Origin of the sequence: Bacillus cereus group sp. N31, assembly GCF_016483245.1 — a bacterium.
GTDB lineage: Bacteria > Bacillota > Bacilli > Bacillales > Bacillaceae_G > Bacillus_A > Bacillus_A toyonensis.
Window position 1 is genome coordinate 158,824 of sequence record NZ_JAEHCH010000002.1, and the last position, 17,486, is coordinate 176,309.

Here is a 17,486-nt window from a genome sequence, read left to right on the forward strand (position 1 = left end):
GCAGCTCTTTTTTTAAAGGGGATGGGAGAATGGATTATACATTTACAGTAATGAACCAAAAAGAAGCAGAGGAAATTGCATACAACTGGCATTATGAAGGGAAATATTCCTTTTATGATATAGAGGCAGATCAAGAAGATTTAGCAGAGTTTTTAAGTACTGAAATGAGAGGAGACGATACGTTTGCTGTGAAGGAAAATGGTACTCTCATTGGTTACTGGAGTTTTTCTAAAATGAATAATCAAACGGTTGATATAGGACTTGGAATGAGACCTGATATAGCTGGCAATGGATTAGGGTTAAAGTTCGTGAAGGCTGGACTAGATTTTAGTGAAGAAAAATACGGCTGCAACTATATAACACTATCAGTAGCGACATTTAATGAGAGAGCGATTAAAGTATATAAAAGGGCAGGATTTGAAGCAGTGGGAACGTTTATCCAGGAGACGAACGGTAGTTGTTTTGAGTTTTTGAAAATGAATTATATATGTAAAAATGACTAAAAAACAGAAGAGAGTTCTTCTGTTTTTTAGTTTAAAGTTTTTTTGTAACTATATTAACTTTCAGTTGCTAGCATGTGTACAGCTGCTTCATGCATCTCTTTCAAACCTGACACTTGAGCATATTCAGCAACAGTGATACTACTTGTTGTTAGAAGTTCGATAATATGTTCATCCATTCTTGACCAAGTTTTACCACCAGCATTGTCATAAGAGCTAATTAACTTTGTTAGTCCATCTTTCCCAAAGAGCAGATAATGTGATGTGAAATCTATAGAAACATCAGCTATCCCTACTTCTGTCCAATCGATTAAGCCAGTTACATTATTTTTCTTATCAATCAGGATATGACCTGGATGTATATCCCCATGCGTTACTCCTACATGAGATGGCCAAAAAGAATCTTCAGTTAGCCATGCTTGCCAACGATCCCATAATTTTTGATTGACATAGTATTGTTCCTTCACTCGATTCATCCTTTGTTCCATAGAAGCTCTTAATTCATTAGCAGTAAGAATTTCAATACCGATATTATTAAATTCTTGTTGAGGTAATGAGTGTAAATTCGCTAGAACTTTTCCTAATGAAATATGGTATTCAGATGGTGCGTTTTTTTCATTAAAGCTCCATATATATCCTTGTTGTTCTATATCAATAGTGGCGGCAGGAACGCCACTTAGTTGCTTATAGGCAATTAAGTCTTCAGTGAATATAGACCAATCAGGAACTTGGAATCCTGCATGGTTTTTTATGATTTCCAATGCCTTTTTTTCTTGTAGGACATGTCTCATAGATTCTGGTCTACGAGGAATTCTTAGTATCCATTTATCTCCGTTTTGTTCTTTAGCGTGTGCTACTTGAAAGTCAACACCAGATTCATTGATTTTTATTGAATCTTCTAAGATATTTAGGCCTTCCTTAGTTGCTAATTGTTTAATTTTAAGTGTGTTCATTTTTATTTCCTCCAAATGCTTATTTTAATCTTAATGCTTGAGTACGTTTTCTGTTACCATTTCCCCCTAACTACACCAATAGGATCAAATTAGTGAGATATAAGAAGATGTAATCATAAAAAAACCACAGACGGGCTTCTGTCTGTGGTTAAGAGTAGACGAGGATATAAGAAATAGAGGTCTCTCTTTGTATGAAAAAACATACGACAAAAAGACAGATGTATATCTGCCTTTCTCCATGTAGAAAGTGTACTTTTCCGTTGAAGATTATTAAAAATGTGCAGACTAATCCCGTTTACTCTGCTTTATGAAAACAGAGCCTTTGAACATATTAAGTTACTTAGTGTTCAAAGTTTGCTGACGTAGTCTTCCTGCATGCATCATTTTTAAAAACCCTCCTTTTAATAGTATAGTAACACTATACGTTGTTTATAAGTGAATATCAATAAAAAACACTAAATAAACATCCGAAAAAATGCATATTAAAAAATAAAAATAAATGATGTTTGCTTTTGTAATTGGAATTTTTGCTAGAGGGTGTGTATGATTGAACTTTAGTAGCAAATAGCAAGCTTAGCAAGGAGAGGTAGAATGATTACAATTAAAACGAAAAGTGAAATAGATTTGATGCATGAATCTGGGAAATTACTTGCTTCATGTCATAGAGAAATTGGAAAAATGATAAAACCAGGAATAACAACACAAGAAATTGAGACGTTTGTTGAAGTGTATTTAGAAAAGCATGGTGCAACATCTGAGCAGAAAGGTTATAACGGGTATCCATATGCGATATGTGCGTCTGTAAACGATGAAATGTGTCATGGGTTTCCGGCCGATGTTCCTTTAAATGAGGGAGATGTTGTCACAATTGATATGGTAGTAAACTTAAATGGTGCGCTATCAGATTCTGCATGGACATATATAGTAGGGGATGTTTCTGACGAAACAAAAAGGTTATTGCTAGTGGCTGAGAGTGCTTTATATAAAGGAATTGATCAGGCGATAATCGGTAATCATGTAGGGGATATTGGTTTTGCAATTGAAAGTTATGCAAATGCTGAAGGTTTTTCTGTTGCAAGAGATTTTACGGGGCATGGGATTGGTAAAGAGATTCATGAAGAACCAGCAATTTTTCATTTTGGTAAACCGGGACAAGGACCTAAGCTGCAAGAAGGCATGGTAATTACAATTGAGCCGATTGTAAATGTAGGTATGCGCTATTCTAAAGTTGATTTAAATGGATGGACTGCAAGAACGATGGATGGGAAATTATCTGCTCAATACGAGCATACAATTGCGATTACAAAAGATGGACCAGTCATTTTAACGAAGTTGTAATAGAGAATGTAAGAGTTTGCAAAAATCGAACGAAAATAGTGTTTTTATAAAATTTGTACGTGTTTTATTAATAAATACTTTTCAAAGTATAAAAATTGCGTTATAATCCTTCTATAAAATAAATAGTTAGCTACACTCATATAATCGCGGGGATATGGCCTGCAAGTTTCTACCGAAGTACCGTAAATACTTTGACTATGAGTGAGGACGAATATATTTGCTTGTTAAGCATTCTTTTTTGCGAAACTCCAAAAGCACGTCTCTCACTTGTAACGAGTGGTGGCGGCTTTTGGAGTTTTTTTATTGCATAAGAGGAGGAACAAACATGAAAGTATTACAAGAAAAGATTTTGAACGAAGGAAAGGTTTTATCTGGTGACGTATTAAAGGTAGATGCATTTTTAAATCACCAAATTGATCCGGTACTTATGCAAGAGATTGGAAAAGAATTTGCTAAACGTTTTAAAGAAGAGAACATTACAAAAATCGTGACGATTGAATCTTCTGGCATTGCACCAGCGGTTATGGCTGCATTAGAGCTGGGTGTAAAAGTAATTTTTGCAAGAAAACGTAAATCGTTAACGTTACAAGATAATATGTATGTTGCAAACGTATATTCATTTACAAAACAAGAAACAAATGAAATTTCACTATCTCGCACTCATATTGATGAAAATGATCGTGTATTAATCATTGATGACTTTTTAGCAAACGGTCAGGCTGCTTTGGGTTTAATGAGTTTAGTAGAGCAAGCTGGAGCAAGCATTGCGGGAATTGGAATTGTTATTGAAAAAGCATTTCAAGATGGAGGAAAGAAGCTTCGTGAACAAGGCGTTCGTGTTGAGTCACTAGCAGAAATTGCATCACTTGATAACGGCACAGTTACATTTGTACAGCAAGAAACTGCGGAGGTGAAATAAGCGATGAAGCAACATCCATTTAAAATCGCATCGCTAGGTATGCAGCATATGCTTGCTATGTATGCCGGTGCAATTATCGTTCCACTTATTGTGGGAGGCGGACTTGGCTTAAATCAAAAAGAGTTAACATATTTAGTCTCAATTGATTTATTAATGTGCGGCGTTGCAACAATTTTACAAGCATTATCAAATCGCTTTTTCGGTATTGGACTTCCAGTTGTACTAGGTTGTACATTTACAGCGGTTGGGCCGATGATTGCAATTGGGAAACAATACGGCGTGTCTTCTATTTATGGAGCAATTATTGCTGCCGGTTTGTTTGTTGTTATTTTTGCGAAATTATTTGGAAAGCTTGTAAAATTATTTCCCCCTGTCGTAACAGGGTCTGTTGTTACTGTAATTGGAGTTACACTTGTTCCAGCAGCGATTAATGATATGGCTGGCGGAGTAGGAAGCAAAGATTTCGGAAGTCTTGAAAACTTAGCGTTAGCATTTGGCGTATTATTATTTATCATCATTATGTATCGTTTCTTTGATGGATTTATCCGTTCTATTTCTATTTTATTAGGTCTTTTGTTCGGTACAATCGTTGCAGCGTTTATGGGGAAAGTAAGCTTGCAAGCTGTTGGAGAAGCAGATTGGTTCCACGGTATTCAGCCGTTTTACTTCGGTACACCGACATTTGAATTAACGCCAATTATTACGATGATTCTCGTTGCTTGTGTAGGGATTGTAGAAGCAACAGGTGTATACTTTGCGTTATCTGATATTTGTAATAAAAAGATTGGTGAAAAAGAATTAACAAAAGGCTATCGCGCAGAAGGGTTAGCGATGGTGTTAGGTGGTATTTTTAACGCATTTCCATATACAACTTACTCTCAAAACGTAGGACTTGTTCAATTAACAGGAGTAAGAAATCGCGTTATTATTTATACTTGCGGTGGTATGTTAATCGTTCTTGGGTTCATTCCAAAAATCGCAGCTATTACAACAATCATTCCGAAATCAGTACTTGGTGGTGCGATGTTAGCGATGTTCGGTATGGTTATGGCATATGGTATTAAAATGTTAAGTAGCGTTGATTTTGGAAAGCAAGAAAACTTATTAATTGTTGCATGCTCTGTCGGAATTGGGCTTGGGGTTACAGTCGTTCCTACATTATTCTCACAACTTCCAGAAAATATTCGTATTTTAACAGATAACGGAATTGTACTTGGAAGTGCATCAGCAGTACTTTTAAATATTGTATTTAATATGGTGCCGCAGCGAAAAGGGAAAGTAAAAGAAGAGCCAGTTTCGATGCAAAATGCAGTAAGAGAAGCATAGAAAAGCAAGGTCTCATTATGAGACCTTGCTTTTCTTTTTAAGTGGCATCATTTTCCCATATGTACCAAGCCGCCAAATGTACTCAAGTGGCCCGTATTGATAATGTGAAAGCCACCAGCGGCTAATAAAGATTTGTAACGTATAAAAACTGATGCAAAATAGAGGTCCTACCCATAATGGAGCAAGATAATCATTTTTGAACAATAGTCCGAATACAAGTAATGTAACAATTGTATGTGAGATGTAATTTGTTAACGCCATTCGTCCAACGTATTGGAATGGGCGTAATAATGTTTGCCATTTTTCTTTTTGTAATAAACGCATTAGCGTGAAAATGTAGAAGATGAATAATGTTTTTCCACTGAACATTGTAAAGGCCTGCATATAAATTGGTTCATAAAATGGTTTTGATAAGAAGTAACGGACCATGAAGAACCACATTGGTAATGTTAAAATGAACGTAATAATTTGCCATTTTTTAAGTTTTGTATCTAACTCTTTCGTGCGGCGGAAAATATCCTTTTTACCGGCGTATAAACCAAGTAAAAATAGCCCAACTGTTTCTGGGAGCATTGTAATATTTAATACTATTCCATCAGCATAAAATGCATGGAAACGATTTTGTATTTGTGACACCCAGTCTTCAAGTGGCATGACTGGTAAGGAGAATCCAAGTTCAGCCTTTGACATTAAGGCAACACTAATACTAGCAATTAGTATAAGAAATTGAAAAATACTTAATAAAGCAATTGCCCATATTAAAATGGTACGAGGTTCTCTCTTATAAAATAAAAATAAGAAAAATCCAGCGATTGCATAAGTATGTAAAATGTCTCCGTCCCATAAAAGCACATAATGTAAGAAACCAAATAATAATAAAATAAGTAAGCGACGAACAAATAAAGTTTTTGGTCGATCTGTTTTCGCTTCAGCACGCGTCATAAAAATATAAAAGCCTAGTCCGAATAAAAACGAAAAGATAGTATAAAACTTTGTTTGAATAAACATATCGTAAATTAGACGGATATAACTATCTAGTCCCTCATAAACTCCTGAAAGATCACGTGAGTCAATTCCAGCAATAATAGGCCAGTTAACAAGAAAAATACCTAGTACAGCTATTCCCCTAATGATATCAATTGAGTGTATCCTCTCGCCTTGCGTGAGATTTTGTGTCATTATTTTCCTCCTTAATAAGTAATTCCCTTTTATTATACAAAATGTAAGGGGGAGGGGATAGAGGGGATTTCCAATTTTTAAAACTGTTAAGATGTGTATTATGAGATATAATAAGAGTGCACAGCAAGTTTTAAACTTCTTTAAAACAGGCAGTAAAGCTCCTTTTCCCGAAGGAGCTTTCTTTTTTAGAAATTTGTTGATAATGATTCTCTTTAATGATAAAATGTATTCAAAAGTGATAATCATTATCAAAAAAGGTTGGTGCGCGAGTATGGTATATGCATTAGTAGCAGGTACAGTTGCTGTATATGCAGTTATTGCGAAATATGTTTTAAATGGAGTAGGAACAGCAAAATGAATAAAATTACATAAAATCCCTTTCATTTGTAAAAAGAATGAAAGGGATTTTTTATTTTTAATGAGAATATGCTGAAAATTTAGTATGATAGTAAAGTGAAACTGTAATCAATGGGGAGATGCATCTCTCACTGATTAAGAGCTCGCAAATAGCGGGGAAAAGTATATACATCTTGGATAAAGGGGAACAAGGGGATGACAAACATAGTACAGACAAACGGTATGAAAAAACTTGTTTGTTTTTATGAAGAGTGGCAAAAACACGGGGATGCAGAGAATAGCTTAAAGTTGTTTGAAGTGATTCAAAAATATAAACAAGAGCAGCTTATGATAGCATTCTGCGGCCACTTTTCGGCAGGGAAATCAACGATGATGAATCATCTATATAAAGCGCAGTTGTTACCAACAAGTCCGATTCCGACAAGCGCTAACGTCGTCAAAATTGAAAAGGGATTAGATCGTGTTGTTGTAACGGTCAAATCTGGAGAACAGTACGAATATGACGGTGCATATTCAGCAGAAGAATTAAAACAGATTTGTAAAGATGGCGATGAGGTAATTGGTGTTCATATTTATCGAAATGATGCGCCAATTCCTGAGGGAGTTATGTTAGTTGATACACCAGGAATTGATTCGACAGATGATGCCCATCAACTAGCGACAGAATCGACACTTCATCTAGCAGACGTAATTTTTTATATGATGGATTATAATCACGTCCAATCGGAAGTGAATTTGCAATTTGTCAAAGAATTGAAACAACGTAATAAAACGGTTTATCTCGTTGTAAATCAAATAGATAAACATAAAGAAAATGAATTATCATTTGAGGATTATAAAGATAGTGTGAAACAATCGTTCTCTAACTGGGATATTGAAGTAGATGGAGTTTATTATACGTCATTACGAATGATGAACCATCAACATAATGAAATTGGAAGTTTAGAAACATTAATTACTTCTATTATGAAAGAAAAAGAGCAGTATGTAAGAGAGGGAATGGAGCGAGAAACAGAATATTTAATGGGAGAACATTTCTCGTTTATTGTTTCTGAAAATGAAAAAGCTCTTTTGACATATGAGGAAGAGTTAGCATCACCGCTTTCGATTTCAGAAATAGTTGAAAAGAAAGAAGAGCTAACGGAAACTAAACATCACGAGGCTAGTAAAGAATCTCATGTGAGAAACGAATTTATAAAAGGTTTACAAGCTATATTAGATAACGCGTATTTAATGCCATTTGAAATGAGAGAATTGGCAAATGCATATTTAGAAACGAAATTAACAAAGTTTAAAGTTGGTTTGTTATTTGCGAAAGGAAAGACGGAGCAAGAAAAACAAAGACGTGTAGAGGCGTTTTATTCTGCCCTTCAAAAGACTGTTGAAACGCAACTTGATTTTCATGTGAAAGAATTTATTGTAGCCTTCTTAAAAGAAGAAGGATTGTTCACGGAGGAAATTGGGAAAGACATATATGCTTTAGAAATTGCTTTTGGACCAGAAATGTTAGCTGAAGTCATTAAACAAGGTGCAGGTTTCACAGGTGATTACTTACTTCTTTATACAGCGGATGTAGCGAATGAACTGAAGAAACGTTATTTTACAAAAGCACAGCAAATTTTTGATAAAAGTGCAGTCGTTTTAAAGCAAAAAGTGAAGGAAGCAGTTGCTCGTATGGAAGAAGAGATTGAAAAATATACGATGTTGCAAACGGCAAAAGAGACGGAATTACAATACAGTAACAATTTAGAGACATATGAAAGTTATTTACAAAATGTTTGGCACGAGCGTGTTGCTACACCAGAAGGATTGCAAATAGAGGAGATATTGCAACGTGAAAAACAAATTGTTAGTGAGAAATTCACACTACAAGAGCAGGAAATTGTAAATGATAATGTAGCGGCTCATGAAGAAGAGATAAAAGGAACGGCAGCTTTAAATATTCAGCGTATATTAGAGAAAGTGAAGAAAGCTGAAATGATATTAGAGCCATTGCCAGCGCTGAAACATGTACAGCAAGAGGTGATAGAAAAAAGGCGTCGTGTGGAAACGAAACAATTTACAGTAGCGTTATTCGGAGCTTTTAGTGCTGGGAAATCATCATTTGCCAATGCCTTACTTGGTGAGAAGGTACTTCCTGTATCACCAAATCCGACGACGGCAACGATTAATCAAATTTTGCCGGTTACAGAGGAAAAACCACACGGAACAGTAATGGTTCAATTCAAATCAAAGCAAGCTCTATTAGAAGATATGAAAGCTGTTTATAAGCTGTTTCATTATGAGATTACTACGTTAGATGAGGCGTTAGTACAAATTGATAAAGTTATGAAATATCCTTCACCGACTGGGAAGCAAAAAACAACATTTAGCTTTTTACGAGCGGTACAAAAAGGGTATGATGCAGTTTCTACTTATTTAGGAGAACAAGTACAAGTCACATTAGAAGAGTTCTCTGATTATGTAGCGAATGAAGAAAAATCATGCTTCGTTGAGTATATGGAGCTTTATTATGATTGTGCTTTAACAAGGCAGGGAGTAGCGCTTGTAGACACACCTGGAGCGGATTCTATTAATGCTCGCCATACTGATGTTGCATTCCAGTATATTAAAAACGCAGATGCTATTTTATTTGTAACATATTATAACCATGTATTCTCTCGTGCTGATCGTGAATTTTTAATTCAGCTTGGTCGTGTAAAGGATACTTTTGCTCTTGATAAAATGTTCTTCTTAATTAATGCGGCGGATTTAGCAGAGTCTGAAGAAGAACTTGAAATGGTAAAAGGTTATATCGCAGATCAGCTACTGCAATACGGTATTAGAAATCCGCGTTTATTTGCAATTTCAAGTTTATGTGCGCTTGAAGAGAAACAAGGAAAGAATGTTAAAAAAGAGAAGTATGGTATTTTACAAAACTCTGGAATTACTAAGTTTGAGGAATCATTTACGTCCTTTATGATGAGAGATTTAATGCTTGTTTCTGTGCATGCTCTATATGGTGCGTTGAAAGGGGCAGATCAGCTTTTAGTAAACATGATAAATGGTGCAAAGCAGGGGAATGAAGAGAAAGAGAAGCAAACGAAAAAATATGAAGCAGAGCGTGATCAACTACTTCATATCATTTCATCATATAGTGTACTTGCTGAAGAACAGGCGATGCAAAATGAAGTGAAAGAGTTGCTTTATTACGTGCAACAGCGTCTATTCCTACGTTATAACGATGTGTTTACTGAATTTATTAATCCGGCGTCACTTCGAACGGATGGAAATGTGAAAACACAATTGCAACAGTGTGTTATGGAATTAGTAGCATTTATTCAGCATGATTTATTACAAGAAATGCGTGCGACATCATTACGTCTTGAAAAATGGATAGACGAAGCGATGAAGCGTGCAAAGGACGAAATTGTAGTGAACTGTAAAGTAGAAAATCAATCAATTTCTATGAATGGAACAGTGGAGTATGAATATAAAGATATTACACATAAAGAACCGTTCCCTTCAGTTGAAATAAAAGATTTCAAAAAAGCACTGGCACATTTTAAAAATGAGAAAAGCTTTTTTGAAAAGAATGACAAAGCTTTTATGCAAGAAGACGCTAAATCTGTATTAGAACCGCTTGTATCAAACTATGTAGCCGATGAAAAAGATTTATTTGTTCATCATTATAAGCAAGAATGGGATATGAAGTGGAACTTATTCCAAAAAGCGATGCAACAAGATGTGATGAACTATTATGAAAGTATATTGTTTGCATTGGCTGAAACGATCGATGTATTTCTATATGAACAAAGTAAAGAACAATTGCACAAGCAGTTAGTAGAGATTGAAAAAGAAATTTATGTTATATAGTCGTTATGAGAAAAAGATTCGTTCAATTTTCTTTTGCAGTACAGTATCTAAAGATTTGACAAATCCAGCAAATTCATCGGTAGAAATCATATGAGTAAGAACGAGTCGTCTGCCATCTGGTGTTTCACCGCATAAGACGAATGAAGAAAATTCGTATGTTTTATTTTCAACTACTAATTTTGGATAGGAATACGTGTCGCTTTTCTTCTTCTTTCCATCAATAGAGATGACGTTGCATTTTTTCTCATTGTTGTCCATGGTGAATCCCTCCTTTCTATTATTTATGGTAGACAAGGAGGGTTTAGAACAATAGAGATGGGGGGATTTTTTATGCCTTTTGTAATAGAACGTATTTTAAAAGAGGCTATACCGAAGTCTTTATTGCTACTTGCTGATCCAAGTGAACGGCAAATAGCTATATATGTACAAAGAGGGTTAACATACGTAGCAAAGCAAGGGGGCAGCGTCATCGGTGTGTATGTTCTTTTGGAAACAAGGCCGAAGACGATGGAAATCATGAATATTGCGGTTGCAGAGCATTTGCAAGGAAAAGGGATTGGGAAGAAGCTATTAAGGCATGCCGTAGAAACTGCTAAAGGATATGGTATGTCAAAACTTGAAATTGGTACAGGCAATTCTAGTGTTTCACAACTTGCTTTATATCAAAAATGTGGATTTCGTATTTTTTCTATTGATTTTGATTACTTTTCGAAGCATTATGAAGAAGAGATTATTGAAAATGGCATTGTATGCCGTGATATGATTCGGCTTGCAATGGAATTGAATTAGAACGTATAACTTATTTAGGGGGAAGAGAAGATGGAAGTACATAAAGCAATTACAGCACATTCTCGTAAACAAAATGAAAGTGTAAAAGCATGTTTACAATTAGATGCGCAGCGTGAAGCAGCTATTGAAGCAGCCGTATCTCTTGCGTCAAATGGGAAAGAATTTTCGGTTGATGTCATTAATGTTGTAACAAAGCAAATTAATGATCTTGCAAAAAATGGTGTTACCTTACAGCGTAAATATGTTACAGAAGAAATGGTTATGGAGTATGTAAGTCGTTTACAAGAGAAAGAAGGTCGTTAAAGATGATAGTTACAGTCGAATGGTTACGTGAGCATATAGAAGATGAGAACGTCCGTGTAATCGATTGTCGTTTTGATTTAGCGAATCCTAATTGGGGTAGAGAAAAGTATGAAGAAGAACATATTCCTCATGCGTTATATTTTGATTTGAATTTAGATTTATCAAGTCCTATAGCAGAACATGGTGGCCGCCATCCGTTGCCAAGCATTGAAGAGTTTGCGGACAAGCTTTCGGAGGTTGGTATTGATGAACATACGACAGTAATTGCGTATGACAGTCAAGCTGGTGCAAATGCTGCTCGTTTATGGTGGTTATGTAACTATGTAGGACATGAGAAAGTATATATATTAGATGGTGGTTTCCCGGTTTGGAAAGAGAATGGACTACTGACAACAACGGAAATTCCTGTTGTTATACGAAAAACATTCAAAACAAACATACAAGATCATATGCTTGTATCGCTGGAAACAGTAAGAGAGAATATCCAGGCAGGTGCAGATGTTACGTTAATTGATTCAAGAGAGCCGAAACGTTATGCTGGTGTAGAGGAACTTGTCGATCATAAAGCAGGACATATTCCGACAGCAGCAAACTATTTTTGGAAGGATGGAATGTTGCAATCAGGACAATTTAAGAATGAAGCTGAGCAACAAGAACGATTCCAAAATCTGTCGAAAGATAAGGAAACCATTGTATATTGTGGTTCTGGTGTTACGGCATGTCCAAATATCATTGCGTTAAAATTGGCTGGATTCCAAAATGTTAAATTGTATGCAGGTAGCTGGAGTGATTGGATTTCTTATCCAGAAAATCAAATTGCAAAAGAAGAAGATTAATCACTTGCATGCAAAAATAATTTGTATTAAAATAAGGTCACAAGCAAGAGATTGCTCGAAAAACTTTGTATTTTACACATTGGAAACAATGTGATAATATAACGACAAGTAAATAATACATCCTGCGGTGTACGTAACTTATTTATGTCTAAAACCGATGTTAGTTATACGGAAGCTCAATATTTAGCGACCATCATCAAGCCTTCCTTGTGGAGGAAGATGTACGGTAACTGTGAGGGCATCCACCTGCGAGTAGCGGGTTTTTGGACATTTACGAGGAGCGGCACGTGCGGGGGTCTTATTTCAACTAACCTTATATAAAATTCCTACGGTGTACGTAGCTTATGCATGTCTTAAACCAATAAGTTTAATATGGAAGTTCAATATTTAAATGTAGCTAACATGCCATCTTTTTAAGAAGGAAGTTACAAACATTTGTGAGAGCATCCACCTGTGAGAGCAGGTTTATGGACATCTAGAGAGAACGGCATATGTGGGGCTATATAAAAACCTTACGTTTTATACGTAAGGTTTTTTTGTTGCATAGATATATCAATATTATCTTGATTCACCTGTGAAGTTTCCGTAATAAATGTAGCACTTTCTGTCTTCATCAATCTCTCTTGAATCCAAGGAGAATTCCATAGACATGCCGTCTCGCTGAATATATATAATATCTGAATGAAGAGATGGTAAAATTTCTTCGTAGTTCCATACATCTTGACTATCTACTAAGCTTGAACTCGTTTCACTTAGTTCTCTAATTTCAAAACCGATGTGGGAGTATGTAGGGTCTGAAGGGTCATTGGCGAAAACTTCTTTTTGAATATAAATAACTGCTGTTCCGTCTGGATCAACCGAAGTTGCAGTAACAACATAAGTATTTTTCTCTTTAATAAAATATTCACAAGTCATGCGTGCGATAATTTCAGAATTAGAAATATTGGCGTAGTTCCATAAAGCAGGATACCCTTTCGTTTCATCATTAAGTCGATATTCTAAGCGCATTTTATCCGATACGATAAACTTAACTAAATCTATATAATTCAATCAAATTTACACAAGTTAGTGCTTCATCGTGTTCTCGCAACCCGGAAGGGACGAGGGGTATAACACTCCACACGAGGCAGTATCGTTACCTCCTATTATCAAGCATTTATTTTACCCATCTTGATAAATTTATCGAAGCATTTACATCCCTATCGTGATGGCTATTGCATGGAACACAACGCCACTCACGAATCTTTAAACTCCACTGTCCTTCTGGTTGAACTGAATGGTCGTATTTAACTCCGCAACATGAGCAAATCTTGCTTGAAGCGAACCATTTATCAGCTTTTACATACTCAATGCCATACTTCTCGCACTTGTATGACAAACATTGAAAGAAGAAGTTTAATTTTTGAAAGGAAAGTGCCTTCGATAGTTTTTTGTTTTTTAACAGGTTTGAGATAGATAAGTCTTCCACAACAATCCTCATTGGTTTGGTTTTCACCAATTTAGCTGTTGCTTGATGGATATGGTTATTTCGTATATTCATAATTTTCCTAGATAACCGCAGGTGCTCAGCTTTCGCTTTTTCATATCCGGCAGATTGAATTTTCACACCTTTTTTAAATCTCCTAGACATATCGCTTTGCGCTGACTTTTTCCTTTTCAAAAGTTTTTTAACCTTAGCATCTTTGTTTATATTTCGTTCTTTCATACCATTAGAAGCTACAAACAGCTCTTTTAAACCAACATCCACACCAATCGACTCATTGGTTAGTTCTTGTAATTCAAAGTCTTCTTGGAACCCTACACTAATCCACCAGTGACGACCATCAAATGTAACTCTTGAATTGGATGGTTTTTTATTTCTTGGTAGTTGTTGGCTTGTTTTCACTTCTCCAATAGACTAATATGAACTACTTTCTTTCCTATAACCAGTCTTTCATAATTGGCATAAAATCCTTGAATTAAATCTTTTTTGGATTTATAAGAAGTGTGATAACCATTTTTGTACTTTTTGAACGAATTTTTTCTCGCCGTATCAAAGTCTTTTGAAGCCTGTTTGGGAACTTGTGCATTGATGTCTTTTAACCACTCATATCTCTTTCGCTTTTTGATCTTTGTAAATCGTTTCTGTAAAGCTAACTGTGAAACAGATTTTCCAAATAGCTTATAGTATCTATCACTCATTCTTTTACAATAGTTATAAGCAAATCTTGCAGCACCAGCATGGTTTCTAAGCACTTGTTCTTGTTCAGGCGTTGGAATCAGTCTAACTTTCTTCGCCAATATCATCAGAAGCCTACTCCTTTACTGTGCGATTATTCGGACACTCACCTTTTAGATAATGAAAGATGGATTCCTCTGAATAGTAGCGTGTTCCACCAGCATTCTCGTAAGACTACTCGGATGCAAACCTGTTAATTCTGATACTTGACTAACTCGTAAAAATTTCATTATTATTCTTACCTCATTGAACCTACAATAGCACGTATGTTCGATATATTCAATGAGGTTTGATAGATTTAATTAAATGTATCTCGTTCAACTAAGGGCGCAATTCCTTAGCCAGTTCTCTTATGAACTTCTCATGTTTTCACATGAGCGCAGACTATATGTTTATCTCTTTAGAGATAGAGGATTTTTCCAGCACCATAGGCTTGTGATGTACTCTCGTCAGTTATACGAGATAGTCGTTGAACGTTCATCTTATCACTTTTGACTTAGATGATTCGAGGCGGAAGACCCATTGTTTTAATGTTTAGGATTTAACCTTGCATCATCTGATTGATTTTTTCTGCTTTCGCGACATTCACGCTCGCTATTTCTAGCCACGTTGTAGTTCAATCAGCTTTAGGGATTGCCCGCAGTTAACCCTCGCTACTAGCCAATCACTTGACTAGCAGGGCTTACTGATATATTTAATTAACATTGGTTATAATCGGTTAAATAAATCGTAACAGTTAGTTACCCTCTTCTTCCTTTTTCTTCTACTTTATCATGCTCTGCTATATAATAGGAATAGAATTTAAAAAGGGGAGTGCGAGGGTGACAAAAACGAAATGGCTAGTAGGTGGTGTCGTCACGTCTTTAATGACGGGCACCTTATTTGGCTGCGCACAAGATCTTCCCCCAAAACCGAATGATAATAGTTGTTCAGATTGGGATTGGGATGATGAACTTGGGGTATGGCAGTGTGATGATAGTAGTTCAGGTTATCGTGGACATTACTTCTATGGTGGGAGATACTATCAAAATAAATCCACTTTTAAAAATTCATCGGCGTTTAAATCGTATCAATCGTCTGCGGAATTTAAAGGTGGAATTGGAAGCGGTTCAAAGGGAGGATTTGGGGGCTAAAATATGTCGCAATACAAAAGAAAGCGAAATGAGTTTTATTCGAAATATCCGAATTTTTGGGCGGATTTATATGAAGGTGAATATAGTTTGTTTCATATGTTTCCAATAACGTTTCGCACTATGAAACAAATACAAATAGCGACTGAACGAATGGGGAAAATATTTTTTAAGACTGCTAGACTTCTGCGCAATTTATGTGACGAACAGCTTCTTGAACTTGGATTTCCACCTGCAAGTTTACCTTTTATTAGAATGAAAGAATTGTATCCTGAATCTATCATTTCAAGATTTGATTTTGTCTTAACTGATGATAATCAAATTAAAATGCTTGAATTTAATAGTGATACACCAACTTTTATTATGGAATGCTTTCAAATGAATGGAAAGGTTTGTGAAGAATTCGGTTACGATGATCCAAATATAAATCAAGAGCGGTTACTATCTTCTGGTATTACGAAAGCTGTAATGGAGGCTGTAAAGGGAATAGATAATCCAAATGTCGTTTTTACAGCACATCATGAACATATAGAGGATTGGAATACGACTATGTATTTGAGTCAGCTATGTCATGTTGAAAATAAAGTGATTCCAATGTCAGAACTTAGAATTACAAAGGATGCATTAGTAGATAATGACGGTGTGAAAATTGATGTGTTGTACCGCCAAACGTATCCGATAGAAGATTTGATTGAGGATCAAGATCCTGAAACTGGAGATTTTGTAGGTGTCGAACTTTTACAACTTGTAAAAGACGGAAATCTCTTTATTATAAATCCTTTGTCTGCCTTTTTACTTCAGCCAAAATCAATTCAGTGTCTTATTTGGGGATTAGCAGAAGAAGGGGCTTTTTATACAGATGAGGAACAACAGTGGGTTAAAGAATATATGCTACCTACATATTTAGAACCAGATTTATTTTTAGGAAAAGGTTCTTTCGTTCAAAAACCTTCGTTTGGTAGGGAAGGTGACACAATTACAATTCGCGATAAAGACACGAATATTATGATTCGAAATGCACATGAAACATATAAAACGTCATTGCCGATATTTCAAAAGTATATAGAGCTTCCAGTTGTATGTTTGGAAACTGAAAAAGGAGTGGAGAAACTATCGTATGTGTTTGGGGCGTTTTTAATCGCTGGAAAAGCGAGCAGTATCGGTATACGTGCTGGGGAAAAGATTACAGGAAATGAATCTTATTATTTACCAGTAGGTATTAAGAAGGGGGAAAATAAATGATTAATTTTTTACTATATTTAGCAGTATCACTCGCACTTTTATGTATAGGTTTGTTCCTTATGGAAGTGACAACGAAAGTGAAAGAATTTAAGTTAATGGCTCAGGGTAACAAAGCGGTCAGTTATGTACTTGGAGGAAGGGTACTCGGGCTAGCTATCGTTTTATATTCAACGGCCGCTAATTCCATTTCACTTTTGGATATGGTTTCGTGGGGAGCGGTTGGTATTTTGGCCCAAATTATTGTTTATTATTTAGCTGAGTGGCTTACACCACGCTTTAATATAAATAAAAGCCTTGAAGAAGATAATCAAGCAGTCGGCCTGTTTCTTATGTTTTTATCACTTTCAATTGGTATTGTAATTGCTGGTTGTGTAACTTACTAAAAACTTACGTTTTATACGTAAGTTTTTTCGTTCGCTAACTTGTACTATATATGAGAAAATAGGCTAACAACAGAGAGGGCTTTTCTGTAATAAGGAAAAGTTTCCATACAAAGTGTTGACATCTATTTTAAATAAGAGTAACATTTTCTATGTAATTA

Annotated in this window: 16 protein-coding genes, 2 other RNA genes, 1 pseudogene and 1 riboswitch; of the genes and pseudogenes, 14 read left to right on the plus strand and 5 right to left on the minus strand. The window is 35.6% G+C overall.

What is annotated here, in order from left to right; all coding sequences use genetic code 11:
* The first annotated feature begins 29 nt into the window (after positions 1-29).
* The gene (locus JDS81_RS05135; RefSeq protein ID WP_000386700.1) at positions 30-503 is read left to right on the plus strand and encodes a GNAT family N-acetyltransferase; all 474 of its coding nucleotides are present in this window, start codon (positions 30-32) and stop codon (positions 501-503) included.
* Between the two features lie 53 nt (positions 504-556).
* Here JDS81_RS05135 and mphL read toward each other — a convergent pair whose 3' ends face one another.
* A complete protein-coding gene (mphL, locus tag JDS81_RS05140; protein ID WP_001094126.1) occupies positions 557-1,453 on the minus strand; it encodes a macrolide 2'-phosphotransferase MphL in 897 nt (298 codons plus the stop codon).
* A gap of 591 nt (positions 1,454-2,044) precedes the next feature.
* On the opposite strand from mphL, the gene JDS81_RS05145 reads away from it, so the two are divergent.
* From JDS81_RS05145 to pbuX, 3 genes are all read left to right on the plus strand, one after another.
* Positions 2,045-2,791, plus strand: a complete 747-nt coding sequence (locus tag JDS81_RS05145) for a type I methionyl aminopeptidase (RefSeq protein WP_016108094.1) — start codon at positions 2,045-2,047, stop codon at positions 2,789-2,791.
* A gap of 116 nt (positions 2,792-2,907) precedes the next feature.
* A riboswitch (purine riboswitch) is annotated at positions 2,908-3,009 on the plus strand.
* 107 nt (positions 3,010-3,116) lie between these two features.
* The gene (locus JDS81_RS05150; RefSeq protein WP_000866492.1) at positions 3,117-3,710 is read left to right on the plus strand and encodes a xanthine phosphoribosyltransferase; all 594 of its coding nucleotides are present in this window, start codon (positions 3,117-3,119) and stop codon (positions 3,708-3,710) included.
* Between the two features lie 3 nt (positions 3,711-3,713).
* On the plus strand, positions 3,714-5,036 hold the full coding sequence (gene pbuX / locus JDS81_RS05155) for a xanthine permease PbuX (RefSeq protein ID WP_000809217.1): 1,323 nt from the start codon (positions 3,714-3,716) through the stop codon (positions 5,034-5,036).
* 15 nt (positions 5,037-5,051) lie between these two features.
* On the opposite strand, the gene JDS81_RS05160 is transcribed toward pbuX, so the two are convergent.
* On the minus strand, positions 5,052-6,215 hold the full coding sequence (locus JDS81_RS05160) for a DUF418 domain-containing protein (RefSeq protein ID WP_000193176.1): 1,164 nt from the start codon (positions 6,213-6,215) through the stop codon (positions 5,052-5,054).
* A gap of 100 nt (positions 6,216-6,315) precedes the next feature.
* Here JDS81_RS05160 and JDS81_RS05165 point away from each other — a divergent pair, with 100 nt between their 5' ends.
* Together JDS81_RS05165 and JDS81_RS05170 are read left to right on the plus strand one after the other, a co-directional pair.
* Positions 6,316-6,573 (plus strand): hypothetical protein, encoded by a 258-nt coding sequence (locus JDS81_RS05165; protein WP_001270161.1) that lies wholly within the window; start codon positions 6,316-6,318, stop codon positions 6,571-6,573.
* Positions 6,574-6,767: 194 nt separating this feature from the next.
* Positions 6,768-10,427: a dynamin family protein gene (locus JDS81_RS05170; protein WP_097954498.1), complete on the plus strand. Its 3,660-nt coding sequence runs from the start codon at positions 6,768-6,770 to the stop codon at positions 10,425-10,427.
* Positions 10,428-10,430: 3 nt separating this feature from the next.
* Here the strand turns inward: JDS81_RS05170 and JDS81_RS05175 are convergent, their stop codons facing one another.
* Positions 10,431-10,685: a DUF3931 domain-containing protein gene (locus JDS81_RS05175; protein WP_000369740.1), complete on the minus strand. Its 255-nt coding sequence runs from the start codon at positions 10,683-10,685 to the stop codon at positions 10,431-10,433.
* Positions 10,686-10,757: 72 nt separating this feature from the next.
* Between JDS81_RS05175 and JDS81_RS05180 the strand changes: the two genes are divergently transcribed.
* The 5 genes from JDS81_RS05180 to ssrS (JDS81_RS05200) all read left to right on the plus strand — a co-directional run bounded on the left by JDS81_RS05180 (position 10,758) and on the right by ssrS (JDS81_RS05200) (position 12,859).
* A complete protein-coding gene (locus JDS81_RS05180) occupies positions 10,758-11,216 on the plus strand; it encodes a GNAT family N-acetyltransferase (RefSeq protein ID WP_097954499.1) in 459 nt (152 codons plus the stop codon).
* 30 nt (positions 11,217-11,246) lie between these two features.
* Positions 11,247-11,519, plus strand: a complete 273-nt coding sequence (locus JDS81_RS05185) for a YpbS family protein (protein ID WP_000451820.1) — start codon at positions 11,247-11,249, stop codon at positions 11,517-11,519.
* A 2-nt stretch (positions 11,520-11,521) separates the two neighbouring features.
* Positions 11,522-12,355: a sulfurtransferase gene (locus JDS81_RS05190; RefSeq protein WP_097954500.1), complete on the plus strand. Its 834-nt coding sequence runs from the start codon at positions 11,522-11,524 to the stop codon at positions 12,353-12,355.
* Positions 12,356-12,471: 116 nt separating this feature from the next.
* Positions 12,472-12,654, plus strand: a non-coding RNA gene (gene ssrS, locus JDS81_RS05195) — 6S RNA.
* A 21-nt stretch (positions 12,655-12,675) separates the two neighbouring features.
* Positions 12,676-12,859: non-coding RNA, 6S RNA (gene ssrS / locus JDS81_RS05200), on the plus strand.
* Between the two features lie 54 nt (positions 12,860-12,913).
* Here the strand turns inward: ssrS (JDS81_RS05200) and JDS81_RS05205 are convergent.
* Both JDS81_RS05205 and JDS81_RS05210 read right to left on the minus strand, forming a co-directional pair.
* The gene (locus JDS81_RS05205) at positions 12,914-13,363 is read right to left on the minus strand and encodes a hypothetical protein (RefSeq protein ID WP_001235522.1); all 450 of its coding nucleotides are present in this window, start codon (positions 13,361-13,363) and stop codon (positions 12,914-12,916) included.
* Positions 13,364-13,511: 148 nt separating this feature from the next.
* Positions 13,512-14,641: pseudogene (locus JDS81_RS05210) on the minus strand (RNA-guided endonuclease InsQ/TnpB family protein).
* Between the two features lie 753 nt (positions 14,642-15,394).
* Here JDS81_RS05210 and JDS81_RS05215 point away from each other — a divergent pair.
* The 3 genes from JDS81_RS05215 to JDS81_RS05225 are packed head-to-tail and all read left to right on the plus strand — an operon-like array spanning position 15,395 to position 17,328.
* Complete coding sequence (locus JDS81_RS05215; protein ID WP_000169030.1) at positions 15,395-15,706, plus strand: hypothetical protein; 312 nt, start codon at positions 15,395-15,397, stop codon at positions 15,704-15,706.
* A gap of 3 nt (positions 15,707-15,709) precedes the next feature.
* A complete protein-coding gene (locus JDS81_RS05220) occupies positions 15,710-16,945 on the plus strand; it encodes a glutathionylspermidine synthase family protein (protein WP_097954658.1) in 1,236 nt (411 codons plus the stop codon).
* Positions 16,942-17,328, plus strand: a complete 387-nt coding sequence (locus JDS81_RS05225) for a DUF350 domain-containing protein (RefSeq protein ID WP_000606849.1) — start codon at positions 16,942-16,944, stop codon at positions 17,326-17,328. Before JDS81_RS05220 ends, JDS81_RS05225 begins: the two co-directional genes overlap by 4 nt.
* The last annotated feature ends 158 nt before the right edge of the window (positions 17,329-17,486 follow it).

Excerpts from the sequence above, each read along its gene's own strand:
- JDS81_RS05135 (WP_000386700.1), top strand. The coding sequence starts at position 30 with ATGGATTATACATTTACAGTAATGAACCAAAAAGAAGCAGAGGAAATT.
- mphL (WP_001094126.1), bottom strand. The coding sequence starts at position 1,453 with ATGAACACACTTAAAATTAAACAATTAGCAACTAAGGAAGGCCTAAAT.
- JDS81_RS05145 (WP_016108094.1), top strand. The coding sequence starts at position 2,045 with ATGATTACAATTAAAACGAAAAGTGAAATAGATTTGATGCATGAATCT.
- JDS81_RS05150 (WP_000866492.1), top strand. The coding sequence starts at position 3,117 with ATGAAAGTATTACAAGAAAAGATTTTGAACGAAGGAAAGGTTTTATCT.
- pbuX (WP_000809217.1), top strand. The coding sequence starts at position 3,714 with ATGAAGCAACATCCATTTAAAATCGCATCGCTAGGTATGCAGCATATG.
- JDS81_RS05160 (WP_000193176.1), bottom strand. The coding sequence starts at position 6,215 with ATGACACAAAATCTCACGCAAGGCGAGAGGATACACTCAATTGATATC.
- JDS81_RS05165 (WP_001270161.1), top strand. The coding sequence starts at position 6,316 with ATGAGATATAATAAGAGTGCACAGCAAGTTTTAAACTTCTTTAAAACA.
- JDS81_RS05170 (WP_097954498.1), top strand. The coding sequence starts at position 6,768 with ATGACAAACATAGTACAGACAAACGGTATGAAAAAACTTGTTTGTTTT.
- JDS81_RS05175 (WP_000369740.1), bottom strand. The coding sequence starts at position 10,685 with ATGGACAACAATGAGAAAAAATGCAACGTCATCTCTATTGATGGAAAG.
- JDS81_RS05180 (WP_097954499.1), top strand. The coding sequence starts at position 10,758 with ATGCCTTTTGTAATAGAACGTATTTTAAAAGAGGCTATACCGAAGTCT.
- JDS81_RS05185 (WP_000451820.1), top strand. The coding sequence starts at position 11,247 with ATGGAAGTACATAAAGCAATTACAGCACATTCTCGTAAACAAAATGAA.
- JDS81_RS05190 (WP_097954500.1), top strand. The coding sequence starts at position 11,522 with ATGATAGTTACAGTCGAATGGTTACGTGAGCATATAGAAGATGAGAAC.
- JDS81_RS05205 (WP_001235522.1), bottom strand. The coding sequence starts at position 13,363 with ATGCGCTTAGAATATCGACTTAATGATGAAACGAAAGGGTATCCTGCT.
- JDS81_RS05220 (WP_097954658.1), top strand. The coding sequence starts at position 15,710 with ATGTCGCAATACAAAAGAAAGCGAAATGAGTTTTATTCGAAATATCCG.
- JDS81_RS05225 (WP_000606849.1), top strand. The coding sequence starts at position 16,942 with ATGATTAATTTTTTACTATATTTAGCAGTATCACTCGCACTTTTATGT.